The organism is Duganella sp. GW822-FHT06D06, assembly GCF_058799615.1.
In genome coordinates this window covers 1-25,949 of the sequence record NZ_JBXALQ010000011.1, presented here as the reverse complement: position 1 = coordinate 25,949, position 25,949 = coordinate 1, and the positions used below count along the sequence as shown (strand labels likewise).

The window sequence follows — 25,949 nt, the reverse complement described above, 5'->3', positions numbered from 1 at the left end:
CTAAAAGTTTCATCGAGGATGCGAACAATTCTCAATTACCACTCACGCGCACAGGGGGCGGGGCACGACGCCATCCTTGACGACGCTGCGTATCAGATTGGCCAGGCGGCAGGTCGCGGGGCCGGCCACCTCCGGGTTGGCGACGATCAGCGACAGCGACAGCTTGCGGCGCTGCCCGACCCGCAGCGGCAGCGGCTTGAGCAAGCCCTGCTCCAGTTGGGCCTGTATCTTGTGCTCGGCCAGCCAGCCGAAGCCCAGGCCGCTGCATATCATTTCCAGCCGCGTGTGCGGGCTGGTGACGCTCCAGCGCTGGTTGCTGTTGAGCCAGCCGTGGTCGCGCGGGTTCAAGGTGCCGGAATCGCGCACCACGATGTGCAGGTTGCGGCTCAGGTCGTCCACCTCCAGCTCGCGGCCCAGCGCGTGCAGCGCGTGGCAGGGATGGGCCACGGCGACGAATTCGATATCCATCAGCACATCGCCCAGGAAGCCGGGCGGCACCCGGCTGACGATGGCGATATCGGCGCGCTTTTCCAGCAGCGCATCCTCGGAGCCGGACAGCACGGTCTCCTCCAGGTTGACGCGGGTGTGCTGGGCCCACGGCTCGAAATCGCGCAGCACCTGCACCAGCAGCTCGACCGGGAACAGGCTGTCGACGGCGATGCCGACCTGCGGCTCCCAACCTTCGGCCAGGCTGGCGGCCAGTTGTTCCAGCTGGAAGGCGTCGCCCAGCAGCTCGCGCGCCTTGGCCAGCAAGGCTTCGCCGTTCTTCGTCAGGCGCGCGCGGCGGCCGTCGATTTCCAGCAGTTCCACGCCCAGCTGCTCCTGCAGCTTGGCCACCATGTAGCTGACCGACGACTGGCTGCGGTGCAGCGCCTCGGCCGCCTGCGCATAGCCGCCGCATGCCACGATCGCCTGCAATACCTGCCACTGCTCCAACGTGCTGCGGGGTATCTTCACTTCGATTCCATGACAAAGGTTCCGTCCCAGTCGTCGGGCGGCGGCGTGGCGGCCATGTGGCCACAGCGCTCGATGTACAGCGCGGCCACCTTGTCGTGCGGATTGAGGGTCAGCACCTCGTCGAACAGCTTGCCGGCGGCGGCCCAGTTGCGCTTGCGGTAGCTTTGCACGCCGTTGCGGAACAGGCCCATGGCCTCGACCAGGTTGGGGTAGCTGTCCTCGGTGTGGAAGTCCATCACCTCGAAGATCGAGACCGGCTTGGTCTTGCCCTTGACCACCACGATGTCCACTTCGCGCAGGCGGTAGGTGCCGCGCAGCGCGCGGTAGGTGAACTCGCTGATGAGGATGCGCGCGCCGTACTGCTTGCAGGCCGATTCCAGCCGCGCCGCCAGGTTCACGCCGTCGCCGATGATGGTGTAGTCCATGCGTTTCTTGGAGCCGATGTTGCCGGACACGACCTGGTCGGTGTTGAGGCCGATGCCGATCTCCACCGGCGGCTTGCCCTCGCGCGCGCGCAGCTGGTTCCAGGCGCTCAGCTCGTTCATCATGGCGATCGCGGTGCGCAGCGCGCGGTCGGCGTCGTCGTCGTGGCCGACCGGGATGCCGAAGGCGGCCATGATGGCGTCGCCGATGAACTTGTCGAGCATGCCCTCTTCACGCTGGATGCAGTCGACCATCATGGTGAAGTATTCGTTGAGCAAGGTGACCGTGCCCTGCGCGCCCAGCTGCTCGGTGATGGTGGTGAAGCTGCGTATGTCCGAGAACAACACCGTGGCGTGGACGTTTTTACCGCCCAGCATCTCGGCGCCGTTGGCCACCATCTGGTCGGCGATGCCGGGGTCCATATAGCGCGACATGGTCGAGCGCAGCCGCTTCTCGCTGGAGATGTCTTCGAGCATCAGCATCCAGCCGATGCGCTTCTTCTCCATCGACAGCAGCGGCTGCACGCTGAAGTTGACCGACAGCGTGGCGTCGTCCAGCACCAACTCGGCGTCCATCAGGTGTTCGGCGGTCTGTTTTTCCTCGACGTGGCGCAGCTTGTCCATCACCCAGCTGTTGGCGGCGCCGAAGAAATCCGCCGCCGAGCGGCCGACGATGCCGTCCGCCGCGGTGCGCAGGATGCGCAGGCCGGCGGCGTTGCAGGTGACGATCTTTTCCTGGCTGTCGAGCGTGACGACGCCGTTCGACATCGACTCCAGCATGGCCTCGTTGTAGTTCTTGATCTGCTGGACGTCGGCGAACAGCTTGGCGTTTTCCAGCGCGATCGAGATCTGCGCGGTGAAGGCGCGCAGCCGCGATTCGTCCTCGTGGGTGAACGGGCCGCCGCGCTTGTTGAGCACCTGCGTCACGCCGATGATCTTGCCGGCCTTGTTGACGATCGGCACGCACAAAATCGAACGCGTGAAATAGCCGGTGCGCTTGTCGAACGCCGGATTGAAACGCAGGTCGGCATACGCATACGGGATGTTGATGGTCTTGCCCGTCGTGAACACGGCGCCGGCGATACCGGCCGTGTTGGGCAGGCGGATTTGCAGCGACTCCAGGCCCTGCCCCACTTCCGACCACAGCTCGCCGGTTTTTTCGTCGTTGAGAAACAAGGTCGAACGCTCGGCGTTGAGCAGGCGCGTGGCCTCGCCCATCACTTTTTGCAACAAGGAGCCGAGCTTGATGTCGGCCGTGACCTCGGACACCACGTCGATGAACTCCATCTCCTGGCGCCGGATCTTCTTCATGCTTTCCAGGAAGCGCGCGCTTTGCAGCGCCAGCGTGCCTTGCGTGGTCAGCGCCTCCAGCAATTGCAGGTCGGCGCGGGTGAACTTGCCGCGCCGCTTGTTCAGCGTCTGCGACACGCCGATGATCTCGCCCTTGAAGGTCTTGATCGGCACGCACAGGATGTTGCGGGTGACGAAGCCGGTCTGTTCGTCGATGGAACGGTTGAAGCGCGGATCGGCGTAGGCGTCGGCGATGTTCAGGGCCTCGCCGGTGGTGAACACGTGGCCGGCGATGCCGGTGTGGTTGAGGAAGCGGATCTCGCGCTGGATATTGCCCTGCGCCACGCGCGAGAACAGTTCGCCGGTCTCGGCGTCGTTGAGGAATAGCGTGCCGCGTTCGGCATCGAGTTCCTCGGTGGTGACGTCGATCAGCGCGGTCAGGATTTCGTCCAGCGTGTCGTAGGCGGCCATGCGGCGCGACACTTCCAGCAACAGCTCGACCTGGCGCAGCCGCTTGCGCTGGGCGCCGGCCACCGCCTGCGCCGAGGGGGCCTCGCCCTTGACGACCGGCTTGGCCGGCACGCTGCGGATCGCCGGCTTCGAAGTGGACACAGGATCTCTCATGCGCGCGCCTCCAGCGTGTCGCGCAGCGCGCGTATGGTGTCGTGCAGCTGGGCGATTTCGGCGTGGCGGACGGTGTTGGCCTGTTGCAGCGCGTCGAGCTTTTCCTGCGTCAGCCGTTCCAGGCTGGCGCGCAGGGCGGCGACGGTTTCGCGCAATTGGCTGATTTCGCTGTGGGCGAAGGACAAGGCGTCCTGCACCGCATGCTGGCGCTCGTTGTGGGACAGTTCCAACTCCGAGCGCAGCACGACCACGGTGCGCTGCAAATCGCGCACCTCGGCCAGCGCCAGACGCAGGCTGTCGTCGTCGGGCTGGATCGTCTCGGTAACTTTAGGCTTTTTCAGGGGAGGCCCGCTGCAAGAAGTACACTACAGCATCATATCATCTAAGAATCAATGCACCTCAGAATCACGCCTTCAAAAACGCTTTTCGATGGTGACGCGCAGCTGGGTTTCGCCGCTGGCCACGGTCAGCCGGTTCTGCGTGCCGCCGGCGTCGCTGTACAGGCTTTCCGTGACGTAGTCCTGCCCCAGCAGGTTGGACACGGCGACGCGCAGATTGTTCTGGGTGTCTATTTTCCACAACGCATACACGTCCAGGTCGCGCCGCACGCTGGTGTAGCCGCCCTGGCTGCCGCTCAGGCGCGCCAGGCCGCCGTTGCGGAAGCTGAAACTGCCGCCGGTGCTGAGCATGCCGCTCGGACTCTTGTAGTCGGCGCCCAGGGTGGCGCTGAGCGGGGTCTGCTGGTCGAGGCGGTTGTCGGGGCCGGGTACGCTTTCCACCCGCGACCAGTTGCGGCTGACGCTGGCGCGCAAGTCCAGCGCCGGCGCCTGCTCGATCAGCGCGCGCAGCGGGAACTTGGCTTCCAGTTCGATGCCGCGGGTTTCGGCGCGGCCGTCGTTGATCGAGGTCGAGACCCAGCGCTGGTCTTCATACAGCAAGCCCTGGTGGGTGTAGTTCTCGATGCGGCGCATCGAGGCGCTGGCGCTCAGCAGGCCGCCCTCGCCCCAGTAATGCTCGAACGACGCGTCCAGGCCCAGCGCCAGTTCCGGCTTCAGGTGCGGATTGCCGCGGCGGTCGGGCTCGGTCGGGCTGTTGTTGGTCGAGGTGAACTTGCGCGGAATCAGGCTCGATGTCGACGGCGCCTTGTAGGTGCGGGTCAGCGCCACGCGCAACTGGTCCTTCTTGTTGGGGAACTTGAACAGCGTCTGCATCAGCGGGCTGAACACGCTGGAGCGCTGCTGGACCGCATCGAAAGTACTGCCGTCGCTGCGGGTGTCCACGCCCTCCCAGCGCAGGCCGGTGTAGAGCGACCATTGCGGCGTCAAGTTCCATTCATCCTGGCCGAACAACGCCAGCCGCGTGACCTTGGCCGAGTACCCTTCGTCGCTATTGTCCGGCGTGAGACCGCCCGGCAACGCCGCTTCGCGTTGGGTGCGCTGGTCGTCACGATGGTTCAGGCCGGCATCCCAGCCCATGGCCAGCGCGTGCTCGGCGGGCGCCTCGCCCTTGCCGTCGGCCGGCGCGGCGCCGAACGTCAACGGCCGCGAATACTTGCCCTGGGTGCTGAAGCCGTGCTCGGTGCTGACCGAGACGACGGTGCGCGCCAGGGTGGCCGGCAAACCCTTGTTGCCGCCGAACTGCAGGGAATCGGCGGTGTTGCGGTTGTCGCTGACGGCGGCCTTCAGGTCCAGCTTGGCGCCCTCCTCCAGCTTGTGGGTCCAGTTCAGGTCGGTGCGGCCGAAGCCGTTGTGGCTGCTGAAGGTGCTGTCGATGCGGTCGTAGTCCGGGCCTCTGCCGAGCGTAGTCTTGGTGCGGCTGTGGCTGTTGCTGACGAACTGGTTCAGGTTGACGAAGGTTTGCGAGGTCAGCGTGTCGCCGTTGTCCAGCGTCCAGTTGATGCGCGGCGACAGGTTCATGCCGTCGGCGCGGCCCTGGTCGTGCCAGGTGGCGGCGCGCTCCAGGTTGGGGATGCCGGCGGCGTCGGCGCCGGTGTCGAACGACGGCGTCACGCGGTTGTACATATAGCGCCAGGCGTTGCCGCCGAACGAGTAGGAGGTTTTGCCGAGCTTGTCCGACATCTGCAGGCTGACCGACGGCGAGCTGAACTTGCTGCCCTTGCCTTCGCTGAACTTGACTTCGCGCTGGGCCGCCTTGAGCGCCTTCTTCAGCACGATGTTGATGGTGCCGGCGATCGATTGCGTACTGAACTCGGCGCTGGCGGCGCGCAGCACCTCGATGCGCTCGATCACGTCGGGCGCCAGGCTGTCGATGGCGAAGCCGGCCGGGGCGCGCTCGCCGTTGATCAGGATCTGGGTATAGCCGTTGCCCAGGCCGCGCATGCGGATCTCGCCGCCGCTGCGGCCGGCCGCGCCGCTGACGGTGATGCCGGGCACGCGCTTGAGCACGTCGTTGACCGAGGTGTCGCCGTATTTCTGGATTTCCTCGCTGGTGACGACGATCTTGCTGGCGGTATCTTCGCGGCGCGCGTCGTAGCTGGCGGCGGCGCCTTTGACTTCCACCTTCTGCATCGGTGCGGCTTCGACCGGCTTGGCCTGCTGCTTGGCGGGCGCTTGCGGCGCATCGGCCTCGGCGTGGACGGCGCCGGCGGCGAGGTAAATGGACAGGACAGCGGCAGCGATCTGCGTCAGGCGAAATTGGCGGGCAGGCATGGTTCTTATTGGCAAGTGGTCGGACAAGTGGCAAGTGCGCATTATGCCTTGTTTAATCCGAAATGTTCCGCGTTTAGCAAGACGCCGATATTGTTTAGTACGAATTCCTAAACCCCGGCGCTATAATGCGCGATCGTTTATTGTATGGATACCCTATCGTGTCTCGCCTTGCCGTCCTGCCACACTACCTGCTTCCCAAGGGAGCGTTGACCAATTTTGCCGGCCGCGTGGCCGGCGCCAAGGGCGGCAGCAAGACCACCTGGCTGATACGCTGGTTCGTCGGCAAGTACAACGTCAATATGGACGAAGCGCTCGATCCGGACATTTCCCATTACGCCAGCTTCAACGAATTCTTCACCCGCGCGCTGCGGCCCGACGCCCGCCCGATCGCCGACGCCAGCTTCATCTGCCCGATCGACGGCCGCATCAGCCAGTTCGGCGACATCAAGGAAGACCAGATCTTCCAGGCCAAGGGCCACAATTTCAGCACCACCGCGCTGGTCGGCGGCGACGCCGAGCTGGCCGCCAAGTTCCAGAACGGCAGCTTCGCCAACCTGTACCTGAGCCCGCGCGACTACCACCGCATCCACATGCCTTGCGACGGCAAGCTGACCCGCATGATCTACGTGCCGGGCGAGCTGTTCTCGGTCAGCCCGGCCGCCGCGCGCGGCATCCCCGGCCTGTTCGCCCGCAACGAGCGCGTGGTGTGCGTGTTCGACACCGCCAACGGCCCGTTCGTGATGACCCTGGTCGGCGCCACCATCGTCGGCAGCATGGCCACCGTGTGGCATGGCGTGGTCAATCCGCCGCGCATGCCGCATGTGTGCGAATGGCAGTACGACGACCAGGACATCGTGCTGAAAAAAGGCGAGGAACTGGGCCGCTTCCTGCTCGGTTCGACCGTCGTCATGCTGTTCCCCAAGGATGTGCTGAGTTTCAATCCGGCGTGGCAACCGGCCGGCGCCGTCCAGCTGGGCCAGCCGATGGCGCAACTGAAGAAGTAAGCGCTAGACTCCGACCGGCCCGCTTTCCTCGAAGGCGGCCTGCAGCATGTCGAGGAATACCCTGGTCTTGGCCGGCATCAGCCGGCGGCCGGGGAACACCGCCCACCCGGTGACGATCGGGAACGACCACTCCGGCAACACCCTCACCAACGTCCCCTTCTGCACATGCTCGCGCGCGATCAACTCGGTCGAGGCGGCGATGCCCACGCCCGTGGTCGCCATGCGCACCAGCAGTTCCGGCGAGTTGGCCAGCAGCCGCACCGGCAACTCGCGCTCCCATTCCGTCTTGCCGCGCAATAGATTCCAGCGTATCAGCCCGTTCACCCTTGGCGGCAGGCTGAGCAGGTCGTGCTTGAACAGGTCGTCCGGGTGTTCGGGCAGTCCGCGCAGCGAGGTGTAGAGCGGCGATGCATACAGCGCGATCTTGCTCAGGGTGACGCGGCGCGCGGCCAGCGAGGCGTCGTCCGGCAGGTTGCCCATGCGGATGGCCAGGTCGAAGTTCTCCGCCACCAGGTCGACCCGACGCGGCGACAAGTCCAGCTCCAGCGCGATGGCCGGGTACTGGTGCATGAAGCGCGTCATCATCGCGCTCATCGCCACGTTGGCGAAGTCGGCCGGCATCGAGATCCGCAGCAGGCCGCTGGGCGCGTCCTGCCGGTGCTGCGCCAGCGCGCCGGCCTGCTCGGTTTCGTCGGCCACGCGGCGCGCGTGTTCCAGCAGGCTGGCGCCGAACTCGGTCAGCACCAGCTTGCGCGTGGTGCGCTGGAGCAGGCGCTCGCCCAGATGCGCCTCCAGCAGCGAAATCCGGCGCGACACCGTCGATTTCGGCAATTGCACCCGCTGCGCCGCCAGACTGAAGCTGCCGCATTCGACGATGCGGGCGAATAACAGTAGGTCGCCAGGGTCGATTTCCACGCATTTTCTCCTTCATTGTTCCATCAGTGGATTAATGTTATCCATTTTAGCGGCTTCCGGAACGAATATGAAACGATTAAAGTAACTACATCGCAGCACAAACCAGACAACAGGAGCAAAACCATGAACATCTTGCAAATCAACTCCAGCGCCCGCAGCACCGGTTCCGAATCGACCCGCCTGGCCGACGCCATCGTCGCCAAGGTCCGCGCCGCCAATCCAGCCGCAACGCTGCTGCGCCGCGACCTGGCCGCCGATCCGCATCCGGTGATCGACGAGCCGACCCTGCAAGCCCTGTTCACCCCGGCCGACCAACGCACCGAAGCCCAGGCCGCCCGCGTGGCGCTGGACGATGCGCTGATCGCCCAGGTGCAAGCTGCCGACGTGATCGTCATCGGTGCGCCGACCTACAATTTCGGCATCACCGCCCAACTGAAAAGCTGGTTCGACGCGATTGCCCGCGCCGGCGTGACCTTCAAGTACGGCCCAACCGGCCCGGTCGGCCTGTTGGAAGGCAAAAAAGTGTATGTGGCGTTGTCGCGTGGCGGCATGCACCGCGACGGCCCGACCGACACGCAGCTGGCGCACATCAAGATGTTCCTGAACTTCGTGGGCCTGACCGATGTGCAATATGTCTTCGCCGAAGGCCTGGGCATGGGTCCTGAAGCGGTGGCCAAGGCACAAGCGCAGGCAGAAGCAGAGATCAACGCAGTACTGGTGTAACGCAACTCAACAAACCAAGGAGCATAGTCATGACCGATCAAGTAAACACCCCTCGCAGCGTAGAGCGCGTTATCAGCGGCCAGGCCGTGATGGACGGCGCAGGCGTCAAGATCAATCGCGTCCTGACCCAGCCCTTGCAGCGTCGACTGGATCCGTTTTTGATGCTGGATAATTTCGGCAGCGACCAGGCCAACGACTACATCGCCGGCTTCCCCAGCCATCCGCACCGCGGCTTTGAAACCGTGACCTACATGTTGGAAGGCCGCATGCGTCACAAGGACAGCGCCGGCAACGAAGGTTTGCTGACCAATGGCGGCGTGCAATGGATGACTGCGGGCCGTGGCGTGATCCACTCGGAAATGCCGGAGCAGGAAGCCGGCGTGATGGAAGGCTTCCAGCTGTGGCTGAACCTGCCCGCCAAGGACAAGATGCAGGCGCCGTGGTATCGCGATTTCAATGGCGCCGACGTGCCGGCCTTTACCACGGCTGACGGCGTGGCGGTCAAAGTCATCGCCGGCAGCAGCCACGGCGTGGCCGGTGCGGTGCAGCGCGAGGTGACGGAGCCGATTTATCTCGACATCCATGTGCCTGCCGGCGCCAGCTTCAGCCAGGCGCTGCCGGAAGGTCACAACGCTTTCATCTTCACGTATCGCGGTGAGGTGAGTGTCGGCGACAAGGCGGTGGCGTCGGGCCGGATGGCGATCCTGGCGAACACCGCAGGCGCCGATGGCGTGACGGTGCAGGCGGTGGAAGACAGCCGTCTGATCCTGGTGGCTGGCCAGCCGCTGAACGAGCCGATCGCGCAGTACGGCCCGTTCGTGATGAACACGCAGGCCGAGATCTTCGCCGCCGTTGAGGATTTCCGCGCCGGCAAGCTGGGCGAGGAAGCCCACGCTTAAAGTTGCAACAGCCGCCGGACAGGCTCTGCCCGGCGGCTGCCCCCATGAGTGTCCCGTCTCAGGATAAAATGCCGGCATGATGCCCACTATCCTCAAATGGCTGCGTTATCTGAGCCACGTTCTCGGCTTTGAGACAGCCGATTCCTTTCCGCCCGGCCATCCGTATGAACGGACGCGCTGGAATGGCGCCTATTTCGACATCGCTTCCGACGTCAAACCAGACCAGATCGAAAGCCGTCTGTGCGAGGCGATCGGCAATACGCCGCTGGTATTCGGCTACATCACCAATCCGACGCCGCGCATGCAGCGCGCGCTGCTGGCGATGCTGGAAGAACGCATGCGCAACAATCGTGGCCGCGCCAGCGAACTGGCGACGCTGCTGGTGACCGCCTACGACAGCCCGCACATCACCGAAGTAGTCCCCGGCCTGCGCGCCGCCATCGCCGCCACCCGCCACGAGGATATGAGTGAACGCGCGCGCAGCGTGATGGTCTTCCTGGGTTCGATGCAGTCGCCGTTCGACGTGATCGAACTGAATTAAAGGAAACCCGCTCCCCTTGGAAGTATGCATAGGGGGTGCGCCGCCCGGCTCCTTGTGGCAAAGCCCCGATTTTCTCTTCGATTTCCCCCGATTTTTTCAAGCATTGGGCTATTTCCGGATTTGCAGGCCTAAATTGGGAAAAGCCGAAAAAAATAGGGGAGAAAATCGAGGTTTTGCCACGATGACCGTGCCGCTCCCCGCCACTCCCCTGCTCCGTTCTCACGCAGCACAGCCGGTAAAGCGCGTTCAGGGTTGTGAGATTTCGCGTATTTTCCGAATAAGCAAGATGTTATCCTCCGTTGGCACCAGCCGAGTTCGGCCAAATCCTGTCGGTCAATCGTGTTCAAGGCCCGCCGGTTAAGGCTGGGCAGAGCCCCTATAAACGTCCCGTCTGCAAGCACGTATTCGACGATCGACTTAAGCACTCAATGCACTTGGATAATACCGCGTCGCGGCATTGTCGGTGATTTTGAAAGTTAAATATGTTACTCGGCTCGCTAAGGACCTTGATAAGCGGAATCACTTGGAAACGATTTAGTCGTGGCGCGTCCTTCATGCTCCTTTTCTCAGCTCTGTGCATAGCATTTTCACTTGCCATAAGTTGGCTCGAGATGGAGGTGTATATGTTTGGTAAAGGACCTAATACGGACGAGTTCATTGGTATGTATCTGGTAGTCGAGCTCATTTTCGGGCAGTTCAGCTGCGTCTTGGCATTTCCTGCTCACTTAATCATTTATCTAAAGGCGCCACGTGACCGGGCAAAATGGTATGCGATAGCAGCATCGGCCGCGGCAAGCATTTGTATTTGGTTATTCTTCGCAGGCCCCTTAGGGGCGTGATGCTATGCGCGTTCCAATGTGCCGGCCGTGACAGAATAGAGGTGGCTGCGGAAGGGGACCTTCCCATCGCTTACAACAATCAACTTAAGCGACGGCGCCAGCCGGAGCGACCGGCCGGGCGAAATTGCCCGGCACGTAACGGTCGCGCAGCCTCATGAACGGCGTCTCCACCAGCAGGTACAACAGCCAGCCGGCCAGCAAGCTGGCCGCGCTCATCAACACGATAGCCTGCCAGCTGTTCGGCCCCCAGCCCTCGGCCTGGAGCGGCGCGCGCAGCAGCACGCACAGCGTCTTGTGCGTCAGGTAGATCGCATACGACCACAGCGCAATGCTGGCCGCGCCCGGAACCCGCAGCCTTTGCAGCAGCGAACCAGGGCTCAAGGCCGCAATCAACAACAGCGTAAAGCTCAGCCCCAACATCGGATAGCCGATCACCGTCATCGCGTAGCTGTAGTGGTCTTCAATGAACAGCGACCAGGTCAGCGCCAACAGTCCAGCACCGGCCGCCAGCGCCCAGTTACCGCGCGAAGTCAGCCGCGCCCAAGCGCCGGCATGATGGTTTTTCAGCAGCGCCAGCGCGACACCGGCCACCAGCTCATCGAAGCGGCACTGCGACGAGTAATAGATCAACGTGTAGTAGTGAAAACCACCCTGCTCCCCAGGCCCGACATACTGGGTCCACAGATGGCTGCGGATCGCCATGCCGGCCAGCAGCGTGCCGATCACCGCCAGCCAGGCCAGCAGCAGCGGCTTGCGGCAGGCCGCGATCGCCAGCGCCACGGCCGGCAGCAGGAAATAAAACTGCTCCTCGACGCACAGCGACCACGCGTGCGAGAACGCCGTCCCCGGCGTCAGCTGGATATTCTGGGTAAAAGTCAGGAACTTCCACAACGGCGGCAGCACGCTGGTGCCACGGAACTCCGGCCACAAGGCATACAGCGCCAGCACGACGTAAAAATTCGGCAAGGTGCGCAGCAGGCGGCGCGCGTAGAAGCGCGCCAGCGAAAAGCGCTCGCCGTTCTCGGACTGCCGCGAGCGGCGGATGCCACCCAGGATCTGGTTGCCGATCAAATAACCACTGAGCGCGAAAAACAGGTCGACACCCGTCCAGCCGATCTCGCCGAACCAGCCAAAGGTCGGGCTACCGCTGACAAACAGCATGTAATGGTTGGCAAACACCAGCACGATGGCCAGCGCGCGCAAGGTGTCGAGGCCGGAATTGCGGCCCTGGAAAGATGGATTCATGCGCGCATCTTAACAAATCAGGGCGAGATCACCATATTGAGAACGTTGTCGGCCACGCTCAGCACCGCCGTGCTGTCGGCGGCGATCGCGAAATTGTGGCTGTGGCCGGAGTAGTAATCGATGCTGCCAAGCCGGATGCTGTCGATCGCCGCGCTGACACCGTTGCTGATGGTGTAGGCCGACAGCAGCATATCCGGCGCCGTCACGAACTTCAGCACCACGTCCTGCCCCGTATTGTTTAGAAAAATCGTCTTGGCCGGCTTGACCGTCTTCAGCGTGACGGCTTCGGTGAACAATATGGTCTGCATCACAGCACCCTGAACAGGCCTGCCGGATAGCCGTCGTTGGTGCGCGTCAGGTCGACGCTGATGTGTTTGCCGTCGTCGACCGGCAGGCTGGCCGCCGCCAGTTGCTTGAGGTTGAAGCCGACATAGTCGCGCGAGCCGTGGTATTCCGGCGACGGCGACAACCAGCTCAACGCCGCCAGCCCCCTGAGCAGCATCTCCTCGCAGCAGGCGCCGGAGCCGTAGACGCCGACCTGATATTTGGGCTCGCCCGGCCCGGCCGCGCGGAACGCCTGGTTGACGCCGTCGAAATACGCGCTGACCGGGCCGGCGATGGCCTCCATCGACGGATTGAAATCCACCGCAAAGTAGATCGCCGAACCGGACGGCTGGGTGATGACCTGCTGCGCCATCAAATAAGCGGCGGCGCCGTCGGCGCAACCTTGGGCCCGGCTGAAATAGTTCAGGTGGTCGCCGCCGGCCTGCCACAGCGCGCCGATCTGGATGCTGGCGTCGGTCAGCGAACGCGCCTCGGCCAGCGACAGGCTCTTGCCCGCCTGGTGGCTGTAATAACGAATCGCGAAGTCTATCCCTTGTTGTTTAATAGCAATCGCGTGCTGCGTCAGTTCAAACGGCGCTTTCAGGCCAGTCAAAACAATCATGACATCTCCGGTAGTTGGGGGATGTGGTTTCCCCGCGTTAATGTTAGTATTTGCAAAAGATGTAGATATGAAACAACTGTAATCATTCCATCCAAATCTGGCCTTCCGAAAACCTTCCGAAGCCCAAGTCATTGATTACAAAGTATTTATTACTGAACAAAGAAGGTCCGCGTGAACCACAAAAGCTTTCGTTTCGGGCAGTGGCGGGTCGATCCCGCCACCAATACACTCAGTTGCGGCGATCTGAACCGCCAGCTGGAACCACGTGCCATGGATGTTTTGTTGCATCTGTGCAAACATCCGCACGTGGTGATCTCCGCCGAAACCTTGCTTGACGCCTGCTGGGGCGACATCTCGCCCAGCGACAACGCGGTCCACAAAATCATCACCCAGCTGCGCCGGGCGCTCGACGATTCGGCGGTCGAGCCACGCTATATCGAAACCATCCGCAAGCGCGGCTATCGCCTGTTGGCCGAGCTGAGCTACGACGACGACGTCAGCAACGGCAGCTGGCTGCACGCCTCGCCGTTCCGCGGCCTGGAAGCGTTCGAGGAACAACACGCCGCGATCTTCTTCGGCCGCAAGCTCGGCGTCGACCAACTGGTGCAGGTGGTGGTCAGCCAGGTGCAGGCCGCCTGCGCGATGGTGCTGGTGCTGGGACCGTCCGGCGCCGGCAAGACCTCGCTGGTCCAGGCCGGCCTGATCCCGGCCCTGAAGGCGGGCGCCGCGCCGGCCGAGTCCGGCCTGGCGATCGCCAGCCATCTGCAGCTGGATTGCGCCGACATGGGCCAGGCCGGCCTGCTCGACACCCTGGCCAGCGTATTGCTCGATGCCGAACTGGACGGCAATCTGCTGTTCGACAACACCAGCGCCGTGGCGCTGGCCCAGCGCATGGCGCAAGACCTGCAGGGCCTGATCGCCCAGCTGCAGGCGCAACTGCCATCGATCCGGCTGATGCTGTTCATCGACCGCTTCGAAGCCATCTTCCGGCTGCCGCATATCGGCGAGCAGGAGCGGGCCGTGTTCATCCACGTGCTCGACCAGCTGGCGCGTTCCGGCTGCATCCTGTTCGTGCTGGCCTGCCGCAACGACTTCTACCCTCACCTGACGGCCTACCCGGCGCTGATGAGCATGAAGCTGCGCGGCGGCCACTTCGACCTGGCGCCGCCCGGCGCGGCCGACATCGCCCAGATCATCCGCCACCCGGTGCAGGTGGCGCAGCTGCGCTACACGGTCGACGCGGCCAGCGGCGAAGCGCTGGACCAGGTGCTGATCGACGCCGCCAAGGCCGGCCCGGACACGCTGCCGCTGCTGCAATACTGTCTGCAAGAGCTGTACCGCCTGCGCACTCCCGACGGTGAGCTGAGCCACGCCAGCTTCCACGCGCTGGGCGGGCTGGAAGGCGCGATCGGCGCGCGCGCCGAGCAAGTCATCTCGGCGCTGAGCAGCGCCCAGATCGCCGCGCTGCCGCAGGTGCTGTCGCAACTGGTGCTGGTGGCCGAGGACGAGTCCACCGTCACCTCGCGCCGCGTGCCGTGGTCGGCGCTGCGCAACGAGGCCGATCACGGGCTGGTGCAGGCGCTGGTCGACGCCCACCTGTTCGTCAGCGATCTGCACGGCGGCGCGCCGGCCTTCGGCATCGCCCACGAAGCGCTGCTGCGGCGCTGGCCGCGCGTGGTGGCGTGGATCGAGGAACACCGCCAGGCCTTGCAGGTGCGCAGCCGCATCAGCGCGCAAGCCAAGCGCTGGCAGGACAGCGGCCGCAAGCCCGACATGCTGCTGCCGTCCGGCACCCAGGCCAATCAGGCGCGCCAGTTGCTCAAGACCAGCGACTTCAGCTTTACGCCGCAGGAGCAGGCCTTTGTCCACGCCTCGCTGCAAGGCGTGCGGCGCGGCGAGCGGCTGCGGCTGACGATCACCATCGTCATGGCCGGCCTGGCGCTACTGGCCGGCGGCCTGTTCCTGATGGCGCGCTCGGCGCAGCAGGCGGCCGAACAGCACCGCACCGAGGCCGAGGAGTTGATGGGTTATATGCTGGGCGACTTCGTCGACAAGCTGCGCCCATTGGGCAAGCTGGACCTGCTCGACAGCGTCAGCAACCGCGCGCTGAAGTACTTGTCCAGTCCGGCGCGCAGCGATGATGGCGAGGCGGCATTGGCCCAACGTGCCAAGTCCTTGCAAGTGCTGTCGGAAGTCAAGATTTCACGTGGCGATCCCGCCGCCGCCAACACCGCGCTGCTGGCGGGCCGTGACATCCTTCGTCAGCAACTGAAATCCAAACCCAATGACCTGGCGCTGCTCAAGAGTGCTGGCGAAAATGCCTTTTGGCTAGGGCAGATTCAGCTTGATCAGAAAGCATGGGGCAAATCGCAGGAATATTTTGAGCAATACCGGGCGTACGCCGACCGTCAAGCGGTGGTTGCGCCGACTTCGGCGGATGCCTGGATTGAGCAGTCCTATGCCCACAACAACCTTGGCACCGTCGCGTTGCGGCGCGGCGATGCTCAGCACGCGGCCGAGGAATTTGCGCTGTCCGTCGATTTGAAACAACGTGCCTACGCTCAAACGCCAAAAAATAAACGTCTCGCTGCTGACCTTGCCGATAGCCTGTCGTGGCAGGCGCGCACCCAGATGCAATTGGGCCAGTTGGCCTTGGCCGAAACGCTGGGTGCTCGCGAGCTCGCTTTGCTGCAAACACTGCGCGACACCTATCCAGCCGATACCTTGTGGGTCAACCGGCTGTCATCTGCATGGTCGCATCAGGCCGACCGCCGGCTGGCGCGCGGCGATCTCTCCGCCAGTCACGAGGCCATGCAACAGGCCTACACGCTGCTACAAACCATCGTGGAGAAAGATGCAAGCAACCGAAACTGGCAGCGCAATTTGTACATCGCCGAGGTGGGTCTCATTGAAACGGAAAACGACGATCAGAAACCGGCGTCGAAACTTGCGCGGCTGGATAAACTGGAGCAGAATTTTTCGGAACTCATCCGTCTGGAACCCAAAAAACTAAACCTTCAAATGGTCCAGGCCAGGGTGCGGCGGCTCAAGGCGACGATTCAACTACAGGAGCACCGGCACGCAGACGCCAGCGCCAACTTGGCACCAGCCGTCGAGAAGCTGGAGCAGCTTTACTCCGCCACGCCAGCTGACCAACTGATACGCTCTGTCTTGATCGACGCGCTACTCCTGGATGCCGATCTGAGCGCACATCACAATGCAGACATCGCCCATCGTCGCTGCGAAACCGTGCAGACATTACTGCGGCCATTGGTCAAAGGGAGCGCCGATTTCCGGGTCCTTGCCCCATGGGTCAAAGCCCACGCATGCCTTGGACAGCATGAACAAGCGGCGCCTATGCGCAAACAACTTGAGGCGATGTCGTATCGTGATCCCGCCTACTTGCAATACCTTTCCACCCACCCACTGAAGAAAGCAAGTTCATGAGCAAATTCATCGCATGTACACCATTCATCAACATTTTGGTAAAGGTCCGGCCGGGCGTCAAGCCAGGCAGCTACAAGGTCGAAACCATGCCTGCCGTTCTTCGCGTTTCCCAACCCGATACGATCATCAACTACCAGATTTTCGATAGCGGCAGTGACAATATCGTATTCACCGGCATGACTGTAATACCAGAAGACAACGATCAATTGAGCGAGGAGAGCATCAGCATCAGCGGTAAACAGCTGACCTTCAGCGATGCCAACACCTCCAAGATAACGATGAACATCACGCTCCACTTCAAGGATGACGACGGCGTGCAATTCATGCACGACCCACAAGTCGAGAACGAGCCTGAAGGCGGCTAATCTGATCCAGTCCGATGCTGCAGCGACGGGCATCGGACCAGGTATAAACTGTTTATTCTGATGACTCTGATGGAGCAGGCATGATCGCCACCGACGCCTTGCAATTCAAATCCGTGCAATACGGGGGCCAACGGCCCGGCACGCGGCTGATCGTCACCGGCGCCGTGCATGGCAACGAGACCTGCGGCACCAAGGCCATCACGCGCGTGATGCAGCAGCTCGACACTGGCGCGCTGACGATACGCCAGGGCAGCGTCACCTTCGTGCCGGTCGCCAATCCGCTGGCCTACGCCAAGGGCGAACGCTCCGGCGAGCGCAACCTGAACCGCAACCTGTTCCCCAACCCGAATCCGCAAGACTTCGAAGACCGCGTGGCCAACTGGCTGTGCCCGCTGTTGGCGCAGCACGACGTGCTGCTGGACCTGCACTCGTTCAACGCCGCCAGCGAGCCCTTCGTCATGGTCGGCCCGCGCGACAACGACGGTCCGCTCGAACCCTTCAAGCACCAGCGGCAGGAACGCGCAATGGCGCGCCGGCTGGGCGTGCGGCGCTTTGTCGATGGCTGGCTGCGCACCTACGGCGCCGGCGTGCAGCGCCGCCTGCGCGACGACAGCCAGCTGGAAACCGTGCTGCGCTATGGCATCGGCACCACCGAATACATGCGCAGCACCGGCGGCTACGCGCTGACGCTCGAATGCGGCCAGCACGCCGATCCGCAAGCGCCCGAGGTCGGCTATCGCGCCATCGTCAACACCCTCGCCTTCCTCGGCCTGATCGATGCGCCATCGCCGCCGCCGATCGCCGACGAGGCGATGGAGGCGCTCAGCATGGTCGCGGTCTACGACAAGCAGCATGCCGACGACAGCTTCAGCCGCGCCTGGTCCAGCTTCGATCCGCTGCGGCAAGGCGAGCAGATCGGCACGCGCGCCGACGGCACGCCGGTGCTGGCCGAGTTCGACGGCCGCATTCTGTTCCCCGACGCCGCGGCCGGCGCCAACAGCGAATGGTATTACCTCACCCGCGCCAATCCCGGCTTCTGATCAGACGGCCGACAGTTTCAGGCCGACGATGCCGCCGATGATCATGGCGATGCAGCCCACGCGCAGCGCGCTGGCCGGTTCGTTGAGCACGACGATGCCGAAGATCACGGTGCCGACGGTGCCGATGCCGGTCCAGATGGCGTAGGCGGTGCCCAGCGGCAGCGTGCGCAACGCCAGGCCCAGCAAGGCGACGCTGCCGGCCATGGCGGCCAGCGCCAGGGCAGTCGGCAGCGGTTTGCTGAAGCCGTCGGTGTATTTGAGTCCGACCGCCCAGGTCACTTCCAGCAGGCCGGCCAGGATGAGAATTATCCAGGTCATCGAGTGTCTCCAAAATTGCCGGAAACTATATCAGCTGCGGCGAATCTCTGCTGGCGGCTTCCCGCCGCGCCCGCCGCAGGCCATAATGCTTCATCAATAACAAGGAGGAGCATCCATGCAATTACTGGCGCAGATCGTCACCGGCCTGGTGGCGCTGATACATGTCTACATCGTGCTGTTGGAAACGGTGCTGTTTCAAACGCGCGGCCGCCGCGTGTTCGGGTTGACGCAGGAAAAGGCCGACATCGTGCAGCCGGCCATGTCCAACCAGGGCTGCTACAACGGCTTCCTGGTGGCGGCGCTGGTGGTGGGCTTCGTGCATCCGAATCCGGCCATCGCCTCGGCCTTCACGGTATTCGGCCTGGCTTGCGTGGCGGTGGCCGGCGTGTGGGGCGGCATCACCGTCAAGCGTTCTATCCTGCTGATCCAGACCCTGCCGGCGCTGATCGCGCTGGCCCTGCACTGCGCCGGCTAACTGCCTGCAGGCTTGGCGCCGTTCAGGCTCGGCAGGGTGATGGTTTCGATCACCACCGGCGCCGGCTCGGTGGCCGGCTTGGCGCCGCTGCCGCGCAGGGCCAGCAACCAGCCGATGCCGTCGAACCAGAACGGCGCGCCCAGCGATGAGGCGAAGGCCGTGATGATCCAGCCCATTAGCGCGAACGCCAGCGCCGCCATGAAGGCGCCCACGCCTTTGCCGCTGGCCGCATCAAAGCGCGGCGACGGCCAGCCTATCGGCAGGGCCTGCACCGCTTGCCAGTCTTTTTTCGCTTCGACCGCCTGGTTCATCGGCGTGGCGGCCGGCGCGGCCGCGGCCGGTTTCATGCGGCCGGCGGCGATGGCGTCGGCGCCCTGCTGCGCCAGCGTTGCCGCCGCAGCATTGTCGCTCCACAAACGCTGGCTCAATTGCAGCGCATCGATATTCATCGCGCACGCATAGAACAGGCCGACGCAAAACAGCACCAGTTGCGAACGCCGCTTGTACCAGCCGGTGATGCGGTCCATCACCGTGTCATACCAGATGCGCACGGCGCCCTCCAGCGCGGCCAGGTCGTCCGGGCCCTCGCCCATCAGCGCCAGCAAGGTGCGGCTCAAACCTTCATTGCCCACGTTGGCCAGCAACAGCGCCGCCGTTTGTCCCTTGCCGTACTTGGCCGTCAGGGTCGAGACAAAGGCCCGCGCGAAAATCGCCGACGGGATGTAGGACGGCATGCGGCCCTGCTGCGCCAATCCGGTAATCAAGGGATGGGTCATGACGGCGGCCGACAGCGAATGCGGCCCCAGCTTGGCCAGGTTGAAGCCCTCGTCCATGCGCAGGAAGCGTTTGATCGACGGGATGATGCCGCGCAGGCGAGGCTTGCCGGCCGGCTCGTGCAGCATGGTCAGCACGCCGTCCAGCAGCACCTTGGCGCGGGTCTGGAACAACGAAGCGATCGCTTCGCGCGTGGCGCTGCACAGCAGGCTCACGGCCAGGAAAGTGTAGGACAGCCCGATGGCCACATCCAGGTAATGACTCGACATACGGCCCTCATTAAACTTCGAACAATGTTCCCATAACATAAATGATTTTTTGGACTCCAGCACGTTTTTCTTTTATATCGTAATATGCCGATATTGAAATCGGAAAAAGACGATCCATATATCGTTACATGCAAATGGACATAGACGCTATCCACAAAGCCCTCGCCAACCCGATGCGGCGCCAGATCCTGGCGTGGCTGAAGGAACCCGAGGTGTATTTCGCAGACCAGCAGCATCCGCTGAGCCTGGGGGTGTGCGCCGGCCTCATCGACCGGCGTTGTGCATTGTCGCAATCGACGGTGTCGGCGCATCTGGCCACCCTGCTCAAGGCGGGCCTGATCACCTCGCACCGCGTGGGGCAATGGAATTATTTCAAACGCGACGAAGCGACCATCCAGGCCTTCATCGATCAAATGACATTATAGGAAACTCATCATGGCAAATCTTTTCGACCCGCTCACCATCGGCGACCTCACCCTGAAAAACCGCATCGTCATGGCGCCGCTGACCCGCGCCCGCGCCGTCGGCGGCGCCCGCGTGCCGAACGCGCTGATGGCCGAGTACTACGTGCAGCGCGCCAGCGCCGGCCTGATCCTGAGCGAAGCGACCGCCGTCACGCCGCAGGGCGTGGGCTATGCCGACACGCCGGGCCTGTGGTCGGACGCGCAGGTCGAAGGCTGGAAACTGGTAACCGAAGCCGTGCATCAGGCCGGCGGCGTGATCTTCGCCCAGCTGTGGCATGTGGGCCGCGTGTCGGACCCGAGCTTCCTGAACGGCGACGCGCCGGTGTCGGCCAGCGCCATCGCCGCCGACGGCCACGTCAGCCTGCTGCGTCCGCAGCGCGCCTATCCGGTGCCGCGCGCGCTCGATACCGAAGAGTTGGCCGGCATCGTCGCCGCCTACAAGCTGGGCGCGGAAAACGCCAAGAAGGCCGGCTTCGACGGCGTGGAAATCCACGGCGCCAACGGCTACCTGCTCGACCAGTTCCTGCAAGACAAAACCAACCAGCGCAGCGACAACTACGGCGGCCCGATTGAAAACCGCGCCCGCCTGATGCTGGAAGTGACCGACGCCTGCATCGCCGTCTGGGGCGCCGGCCGCGTCGGCATGCACCTGGCGCCGCGCCGCGACGCGCACGACATGGGCGATTCCAATCCGGCCGCCACCTTCGGCTACGTGGCGCGCGAGCTGGGCAAGCGCAAGATCGCCTTCATCTGCGCGCGCGAAGCGGTGGGCGAAGACAGCCTGGGACCGTTGCTGAAGCAGGAATTCGGCGGCGTGTATATCGCCAATGAAAAGATGGACAAGCAGACCGCACAACAAGTGCTGGACGCCGGCACCGCCGACGCCATCGCCTTCGGCAAAGCCTTCATCGCCAACCCGGACCTGCCGCGCCGCCTGCAACTGGACGCCCCGCTGAACGAGTGGAAAGCCGAAACCTTCTACGCCCCTGCCGAAGAAGGCTACACCGACTACCCGGCGCTGGCCTAACCCCCGGGGGTCAAGTCTGACATTCGGACACGAGCTCAACCGTAGTGAGATCGCTACGGTTGAGCTCGTGTCCGAATGTCAGACTTGACCCCATTTTATCGCGGCAACGCGTAGTTGACCGGCACGAAGTCGTAGCCTTTGCCGCTGGCGCGCACGTGGCCCAGCGCCGGGAAGGACAGGTGCGATGCGCCGATCAGGTAGCCGCCCTTGGCCGCCGCCGCGAACGCTTCCTTGCGCTCGGCGATGGCTTCTTTGCTGTCGCTGTCGAAGTTGACGCCGACCCCGGGATTTTCAAACTGCACCGCCTGCACGTGCAGCAAGTCCCCCAGCAACACCAGCTTCTGCCCCGCGCTCTCGATCACGTAGGTGATGTGGCCCGGCGTATGCCCGCCGTTAAAATACGATTTGATGCCCGGCACCAGCTCGCTGTTGGCGATGATGGGCTGGAACTTGCCGGCCTTGACGTAGGGATTGAGCGACATCATCGCGCCCTGGAAGTCTTCCTTCTCTTCACCGGTCGCCTTGTCCAGGTTGCTCTGGCTCAGGTAGTGGTCCGCATCGAGCTTGCCGGCCCGCACCACCGCGTTCGGGAACACCCGCTGCTCGTTGGCCGCCAGCCCGCCGACGTGGTCGCCGTGCATGTGGCTGATGTAGATCTCGTCCACCTGCTCCGGCTTGTAACCGGAGGCCTTGAAGTTGGCCAGCAGCTTGCCGGCCGTCGGGCCGAACAGGCTGGCGGCGCCGGCGTCGATCAGCACCAGCTTGCCGCCGGTGTTGATCAGGAAGGCGTTGACCGAGGTTTCCACCGGACTTTTCAGGAACGATTTCGCCAGCGCCGCGTTGGTCTTGGCCGGCGCCTGCTTGAGCAACTGCTCGACCGGCAGGTCGATGCTGCCGTCGTTGAGCACGGTGACCTCGAAATCACCCAGCGTGGTGCGGTAAAAGCCGGGCGCCTGGAACTTGGCCATCGGCGCGGCGGCCTGCGCCATCGAACTGGCGGCGGCCACCGCCAGCACGGCTGCGGATCGGATCAAGGTGGTCGTGAGCATAGCGTCCCTATTATTTTGACAATCAAGAGACGCTACGATACCGCAAAATCAACTTTGTTGGTAACTCGCCTAGAACGTCATCGGCATGCGGAACGATAGTTGCACATCCGGCGTATCGCGCGTCAGCCCGGCGCCGACCGCGATGTTGATGGTGCGCTTGTCGTTGAGCCGTAGCGACAAGCCCATCAGCAACGTGCCCAGCTGGGTGCGCACCGAACCGGGCACCGGCAAGCCGTTCTGGCGCGTGCGCGCGATCGAGCTGTGGTCGTACCCCAGGCTGATCAGCGCCTTGTCGTTGAGCGCCAGGCCGACGCCGAAATTAAAGCCCAGCACGTCGCCCGGCGCCACCGTGCCCAGCGGCTCCCAGTCGCCGTTCAAGACCTTGCGGTTGACGCCGCTGCGCTTGAAGTTGTACAGGTAGCTGACGCTGCCGAACAGGATGGCCGGGTCGCTGGCGTACAGCCACGTCAGGCTGGGCTGCACGGCGTAGAAGCCCGAGCCGGTCGGCAATTCCAGCGGCAGGCCGGTGCCGGTGGCGTTGGGGCCCACGCAGCGCTTGCTGCAATCGGTGATCACGCTGAAGGGATCGGTGCCGGTGCGCGATTTGACGCGCAAGCCGGCCACGTAGTACGGCCGGTCCGGCGCGCCCTGGTTGAGCTGGTAGCGCAGCGCCAGCTCGGCGTCGCCCACGCCCTTGCCGCTGGTCTCGAACACATGGTCGACGCCGGTGCCGGTGAAAATCTCGCGGCTGACGGTGGAATCGGAACGGTAGACATAGGGCAGCTTCGCCTCCAGCTCGATACGATTGGTCAAGCCGTAGCGCAGGCTGACGGCGCCGGTCAGCGTGTTGCGCTTGACCTCGCGCACGTCGACCAGGCCGATCAGCAAGGCCGGAATGATGGTGTAGCCGACCAGCACCACCCGGTTGCTCGACGAGTAGCCGAACTGCGCCGACGGCTCCAGCACCAGCTTGCCGCGCGGCGTCAACACGCCGGGCTGCTCGAACAAGGGCGCCACCGCCGGCGGCTGCGCGTCGCCGCCCTGCGCCTGCGCCGCCGCGCACGCCGCCAACGCCCACAGCGCCACCGCGCCGCCCTGCCATCTTGCACCTCGCATCGCTGCCCTCCTGGGTTGTGTTCATTTCGGTCCCACCGCACCGCTCAGGGCATCGCGCAACAGGGTTTCAAAGTTGACGGCCTTGAGCAACGCCAGGTTGCTGACGCTGGTGCTGATCGTGGTCTGGCTGCGGATGGCCTGGTCGTTGATGCTGTTTTGTATCAGCAAGGCGCCCATTCCCGCCGTGGCCGGCAACGGATCGACCACGTTGCCGACGCCGTTCTGCACCACCACATTGGCCAACGCCTCGCTGGCCATCTGTGCTTCCACAGCGCTCAACTTTGTCACATCGGCGATCGCAAAACGACTATTCGCTACAACACTGCCATTGATCGAAACCAAACGTTCGACACCTAGCGAGACCACCACCCCGTTGCCCAGGTCGTAGCCGCCGCGCGCCTGCTCCAGCCGCGCATCGTCGACGGCGGTCCAGCCGTCGGTCGGGTCCGGCCTATCGCCGGCGTGTGCCACCGCCCCGCAGGCCAGCAGCACGGTCAGGATGCTTGTGCGCATGCGCGCCTCCGTTCAATAATTGCCGCTGCCGTTCTTGGGCAAGGTGATGTCGGTCAGGCTGGCGCGGCTGATGCCCTCGCCCAGCGGCGCGCGCGGCGCGACGCGCCACTCGGCCGCCTGGTTGAAGTGCGGCTTGCCCGGCCAGTTGTGTATCACGAACAGCAGCTGGTCTTGCCAGAGCGCCTCGAACTCGGCGCGCCGCACGGCCCGCGTGCCGCCGGCCGGATCGCCCAGCAGCACCCGGCCCTCGTCCATGCCCTTGATGACGACGAAATGTTCGTAACCGTTTTCACGGATCCGCACGATGGCCGGAAACGCCGCCTCGGCCAGCTTGTGCAGCGGTTGCTGGTAACCGTCGGCGATAAAGCCCAGTGTGGCCAGGTAGCGCTTCATGTCCAGCAGCGAAAAGCCTTCGCGCTGTATCTTCTTCTGGTCGCCCTGCGCGTACATGGCGTCGAACGCCTGCCGTTCGCTGACGGGTGTGTCGTAGTGGTAGCTCAGTAGCGTCGCCACCGCCGCCGAGCCGCAACTGAAATCGAATTGCTGGCGCACGGTGGAGCGGAAGCGCGCTTCCTTCAGGCTGGTGACGCGCAGCGCATAACTGCCGCCCGCCACGCCGGGCAAGTCCGCGGCGCCGGCCTGGCCGCACGCGATGGCGGCCAGTACTGCGATGCATGCGAGTTGGTTCATTTCATTTGAATGTTGATGATGGTGGCGTTCTGGATCAACACATTGGCGCCGGAATTCTGTATCGCCACCGGCAAGCCGGAAGCGTTGCTGAACGAGCCGCTGCTGATGGCGTTGGCGCCGGTGTAGACATTGACCGCCGAGTTGCCGTTGACGGTGCCGTTCAAATGCATATCGTTGTTGACCACCTCCGCGCCCGCGCGCTTGCCGGCCAGTTTGGCGGCCGGCAGCGAGGAGCCGTCAAAGCCGGCGGGATCGGCCGCCGTGATGACGATGGCGTCCGGCAGCAACGCCGGCCGGGATTGCGCGGCCGGCTCCGCCAGCGGTGGTATCACCGGCGCCGCCGCCACCTGTCCGGCCAACGCCAGCGCGGTACAAAAACTGATGACTGGTATCTGCATACCGTACCCCCTGTAGATGGTGGGATGCGCGCGCTGTACCGCCGCGCCTGCATCCCGCGGCGCCTTACTTGCCGACCGCCAGGTTGGCCTGAACGTTGACGCTCTGCTGCACCAGTGACGAGATGCCGCTGTTCTGCGCCGTGACCATGATGCCGGCCGCCGACTGGCCGACATTGCTCATGGTGTTGGACATGTTGAACGTGCCCGCATTCACCGAAATGTCGCCGCCGGCACCGCCCGCCGCACCGGACCCGGCGCCACCGGTGGCCGCGCCGCCGGTGATGGTGCCGCCGCTGCCGCCGGCACCGCCGGTGTTGCCGCCGCCACCCGCGCCGCCGGCGCCGCCGGCGCCGCCGGTCGAACTACCGTTGGTGGGATCGCCATTGGTGGCCGTGCCGCTGGTGGCCGCGCCGCCTGCCGCGCCATTGCCCGCCGTGTTGCTGCCGCCGGTGCCGGACGCGCCGGCCCCGCTGGCGCCGCCTGCCGCACCGGCGCCGCCTGCGCCGCCGGTGGCGGTGCCGGTGCTGCTGGTCGCATTACCCGAGGTACCAGCCCCGCCCGTACCCGCACCACTGCTGCCGGTCGAGGTCTGGCTGGGTGGCGGCGTGGCTGCGGGTTCGGAGCCGCTCGGCACGCCGGTGGTGTTGGCCGACGATGCCGGCCCGGTGCTGGCGCCGCCGCCGGTGCCAGTGGTGTGGGCCGCGCCCGAACCACTACCGGCCGTACCGCCCGAAGCGCCCGCGCCGCCGGCCCCCGTCAAGCCGCCGGCGCCGCCGGTGGCATTGCCGGCGGTGCCGGTATTGCCGCCGTTACCGCCATTGCTGCCGGTGGCCGAGCCGCTCAGCCCGCCGTTACCGCCGGTCGAGCCGCCATTGCTGCCGCCGGCGCCGCCCGCCGCCGCGCCGCTGGAGCCGCCCAGGCCGCCGGCGC

The 25,949-nt window shown here is 64.3% G+C and carries 25 protein-coding genes and 1 pseudogene; 10 read left to right on the top strand and 16 right to left on the bottom strand.

Annotation, left to right across the window (positions count from 1 at the left end):
• Window positions 1–42 precede the first annotated feature (42 nt).
• The 4 genes from AC1RMD_RS19805 to AC1RMD_RS19790 all read right to left on the bottom strand — a co-directional run bounded on the left by AC1RMD_RS19805 (window position 43) and on the right by AC1RMD_RS19790 (window position 5,962).
• The gene (locus AC1RMD_RS19805) at window positions 43–957 is read right to left on the bottom strand and encodes a LysR family transcriptional regulator (RefSeq protein WP_492928586.1); all 915 of its coding nucleotides are present in this window, start codon (window positions 955–957) and stop codon (window positions 43–45) included.
• Window positions 954–3,281 carry a GAF domain-containing protein gene (locus AC1RMD_RS19800; protein WP_492928583.1) on the bottom strand — a complete coding sequence of 776 codons (2,328 nt, stop codon included), beginning with the start codon at window positions 3,279–3,281 and terminating at the stop codon, window positions 954–956. The genes AC1RMD_RS19805 and AC1RMD_RS19800 overlap by 4 nt, the downstream gene beginning before the upstream one ends.
• Window positions 3,282–3,289: 8 nt before the next feature.
• Window positions 3,290–3,565 (bottom strand): hypothetical protein, encoded by a 276-nt coding sequence (locus tag AC1RMD_RS19795; protein WP_492928582.1) that lies wholly within the window; start codon window positions 3,563–3,565, stop codon window positions 3,290–3,292.
• Window positions 3,566–3,706: 141 nt separating this feature from the next.
• Entirely contained in the window at window positions 3,707–5,962 is a 2,256-nt protein-coding gene (locus AC1RMD_RS19790) for a TonB-dependent receptor plug domain-containing protein (protein WP_492928580.1), read from the bottom strand.
• 155 nt (window positions 5,963–6,117) lie between these two features.
• On the opposite strand from AC1RMD_RS19790, the gene asd reads away from it, so the two are divergent.
• Window positions 6,118–6,966, top strand: coding sequence for an archaetidylserine decarboxylase (gene asd, locus AC1RMD_RS19785; RefSeq protein WP_492928904.1), 849 nt, complete (start codon window positions 6,118–6,120; stop codon window positions 6,964–6,966).
• A 3-nt stretch (window positions 6,967–6,969) separates the two neighbouring features.
• On the opposite strand, the gene AC1RMD_RS19780 is transcribed toward asd, so the two are convergent.
• A complete protein-coding gene (locus tag AC1RMD_RS19780) occupies window positions 6,970–7,881 on the bottom strand; it encodes a LysR family transcriptional regulator (RefSeq protein ID WP_492928578.1) in 912 nt (303 codons plus the stop codon).
• A gap of 123 nt (window positions 7,882–8,004) precedes the next feature.
• Here AC1RMD_RS19780 and AC1RMD_RS19775 point away from each other — a divergent pair, with 123 nt between their 5' ends.
• The 3 genes from AC1RMD_RS19775 to AC1RMD_RS19765 all read left to right on the top strand — a co-directional run bounded on the left by AC1RMD_RS19775 (window position 8,005) and on the right by AC1RMD_RS19765 (window position 10,044).
• Window positions 8,005–8,604: an FMN-dependent NADH-azoreductase gene (locus AC1RMD_RS19775; protein WP_492928575.1), complete on the top strand. Its 600-nt coding sequence runs from the start codon at window positions 8,005–8,007 to the stop codon at window positions 8,602–8,604.
• Window positions 8,605–8,633: 29 nt separating this feature from the next.
• A complete protein-coding gene (locus tag AC1RMD_RS19770; protein WP_492928574.1) occupies window positions 8,634–9,503 on the top strand; it encodes a pirin family protein in 870 nt (289 codons plus the stop codon).
• 76 nt (window positions 9,504–9,579) lie between these two features.
• Window positions 9,580–10,044 carry a hypothetical protein gene (locus AC1RMD_RS19765; protein WP_492928572.1) on the top strand — a complete coding sequence of 155 codons (465 nt, stop codon included), beginning with the start codon at window positions 9,580–9,582 and terminating at the stop codon, window positions 10,042–10,044.
• A gap of 923 nt (window positions 10,045–10,967) precedes the next feature.
• Here the strand turns inward: AC1RMD_RS19765 and AC1RMD_RS19760 are convergent.
• The 3 genes from AC1RMD_RS19760 to AC1RMD_RS19750 are packed head-to-tail and all read right to left on the bottom strand — an operon-like array spanning window position 10,968 to window position 13,074.
• Window positions 10,968–12,128: an acyltransferase family protein gene (locus tag AC1RMD_RS19760; RefSeq protein ID WP_492928570.1), complete on the bottom strand. Its 1,161-nt coding sequence runs from the start codon at window positions 12,126–12,128 to the stop codon at window positions 10,968–10,970.
• Between the two features lie 17 nt (window positions 12,129–12,145).
• The gene (locus AC1RMD_RS19755; protein ID WP_492928568.1) at window positions 12,146–12,436 is read right to left on the bottom strand and encodes a hypothetical protein; all 291 of its coding nucleotides are present in this window, start codon (window positions 12,434–12,436) and stop codon (window positions 12,146–12,148) included.
• Window positions 12,436–13,074 (bottom strand): DUF1906 domain-containing protein, encoded by a 639-nt coding sequence (locus AC1RMD_RS19750; RefSeq protein ID WP_445232281.1) that lies wholly within the window; start codon window positions 13,072–13,074, stop codon window positions 12,436–12,438. The genes AC1RMD_RS19755 and AC1RMD_RS19750 overlap by 1 nt, the downstream gene beginning before the upstream one ends.
• 171 nt (window positions 13,075–13,245) lie before the next feature.
• Here AC1RMD_RS19750 and AC1RMD_RS19745 point away from each other — a divergent pair, with 171 nt between their 5' ends.
• The 3 genes from AC1RMD_RS19745 (at window position 13,246) to AC1RMD_RS19735 (ending at window position 17,926) form a co-directional block, all read left to right on the top strand.
• The gene (locus AC1RMD_RS19745) at window positions 13,246–16,521 is read left to right on the top strand and encodes an nSTAND1 domain-containing NTPase (RefSeq protein ID WP_492928565.1); all 3,276 of its coding nucleotides are present in this window, start codon (window positions 13,246–13,248) and stop codon (window positions 16,519–16,521) included.
• On the top strand, window positions 16,518–16,886 hold the full coding sequence (locus AC1RMD_RS19740; protein WP_492928563.1) for a DP-EP family protein: 369 nt from the start codon (window positions 16,518–16,520) through the stop codon (window positions 16,884–16,886). Before AC1RMD_RS19745 ends, AC1RMD_RS19740 begins: the two co-directional genes overlap by 4 nt.
• Window positions 16,887–16,966: 80 nt before the next feature.
• On the top strand, window positions 16,967–17,926 hold the full coding sequence (locus AC1RMD_RS19735; protein WP_492928560.1) for a M14 family metallopeptidase: 960 nt from the start codon (window positions 16,967–16,969) through the stop codon (window positions 17,924–17,926).
• On the opposite strand, the gene sugE is transcribed toward AC1RMD_RS19735, so the two are convergent.
• Entirely contained in the window at window positions 17,927–18,244 is a 318-nt protein-coding gene (gene sugE, locus AC1RMD_RS19730) for a quaternary ammonium compound efflux SMR transporter SugE (protein WP_492928558.1), read from the bottom strand.
• Between the two features lie 115 nt (window positions 18,245–18,359).
• Here sugE and AC1RMD_RS19725 point away from each other — a divergent pair, with 115 nt between their 5' ends.
• Window positions 18,360–18,719, top strand: coding sequence for a DUF1304 domain-containing protein (locus tag AC1RMD_RS19725; protein ID WP_492928555.1), 360 nt, complete (start codon window positions 18,360–18,362; stop codon window positions 18,717–18,719).
• Here the strand turns inward: AC1RMD_RS19725 and AC1RMD_RS19720 are convergent.
• Window positions 18,716–19,762 (bottom strand): hypothetical protein, encoded by a 1,047-nt coding sequence (locus tag AC1RMD_RS19720; RefSeq protein WP_492928551.1) that lies wholly within the window; start codon window positions 19,760–19,762, stop codon window positions 18,716–18,718. The two genes, AC1RMD_RS19725 and AC1RMD_RS19720, sit on opposite strands and share 4 nt — an antisense overlap.
• Before the next feature lie 128 nt (window positions 19,763–19,890).
• On the opposite strand from AC1RMD_RS19720, the gene AC1RMD_RS19715 reads away from it, so the two are divergent.
• Together AC1RMD_RS19715 and AC1RMD_RS19710 are read left to right on the top strand one after the other, a co-directional pair.
• A complete protein-coding gene (locus AC1RMD_RS19715; protein ID WP_492928549.1) occupies window positions 19,891–20,187 on the top strand; it encodes an ArsR/SmtB family transcription factor in 297 nt (98 codons plus the stop codon).
• Between the two features lie 10 nt (window positions 20,188–20,197).
• Complete coding sequence (locus AC1RMD_RS19710) at window positions 20,198–21,253, top strand: alkene reductase (RefSeq protein WP_492928547.1); 1,056 nt, start codon at window positions 20,198–20,200, stop codon at window positions 21,251–21,253.
• A gap of 95 nt (window positions 21,254–21,348) precedes the next feature.
• Here AC1RMD_RS19710 and AC1RMD_RS19705 read toward each other — a convergent pair whose 3' ends face one another.
• The 6 genes and pseudogenes from AC1RMD_RS19705 to AC1RMD_RS19680 all read right to left on the bottom strand — a co-directional run.
• Window positions 21,349–22,302, bottom strand: coding sequence for an MBL fold metallo-hydrolase (locus AC1RMD_RS19705; protein ID WP_492928545.1), 954 nt, complete (start codon window positions 22,300–22,302; stop codon window positions 21,349–21,351).
• 69 nt (window positions 22,303–22,371) lie between these two features.
• Window positions 22,372–23,418 (bottom strand): acetate kinase, encoded by a 1,047-nt coding sequence (locus tag AC1RMD_RS19700; RefSeq protein WP_492928543.1) that lies wholly within the window; start codon window positions 23,416–23,418, stop codon window positions 22,372–22,374.
• A gap of 21 nt (window positions 23,419–23,439) precedes the next feature.
• Entirely contained in the window at window positions 23,440–23,931 is a 492-nt protein-coding gene (locus AC1RMD_RS19695; RefSeq protein ID WP_492928541.1) for a hypothetical protein, read from the bottom strand.
• A 12-nt stretch (window positions 23,932–23,943) separates the two neighbouring features.
• Window positions 23,944–24,621 carry a C39 family peptidase gene (locus AC1RMD_RS19690; RefSeq protein WP_492928540.1) on the bottom strand — a complete coding sequence of 226 codons (678 nt, stop codon included), beginning with the start codon at window positions 24,619–24,621 and terminating at the stop codon, window positions 23,944–23,946.
• Window positions 24,618–25,019: a hypothetical protein gene (locus AC1RMD_RS19685; protein ID WP_492928538.1), complete on the bottom strand. Its 402-nt coding sequence runs from the start codon at window positions 25,017–25,019 to the stop codon at window positions 24,618–24,620. The genes AC1RMD_RS19690 and AC1RMD_RS19685 overlap by 4 nt, the downstream gene beginning before the upstream one ends.
• 64 nt (window positions 25,020–25,083) lie before the next feature.
• A pseudogene (locus tag AC1RMD_RS19680) lies at window positions 25,084–25,949 on the bottom strand (hypothetical protein); the annotation flags it as partial.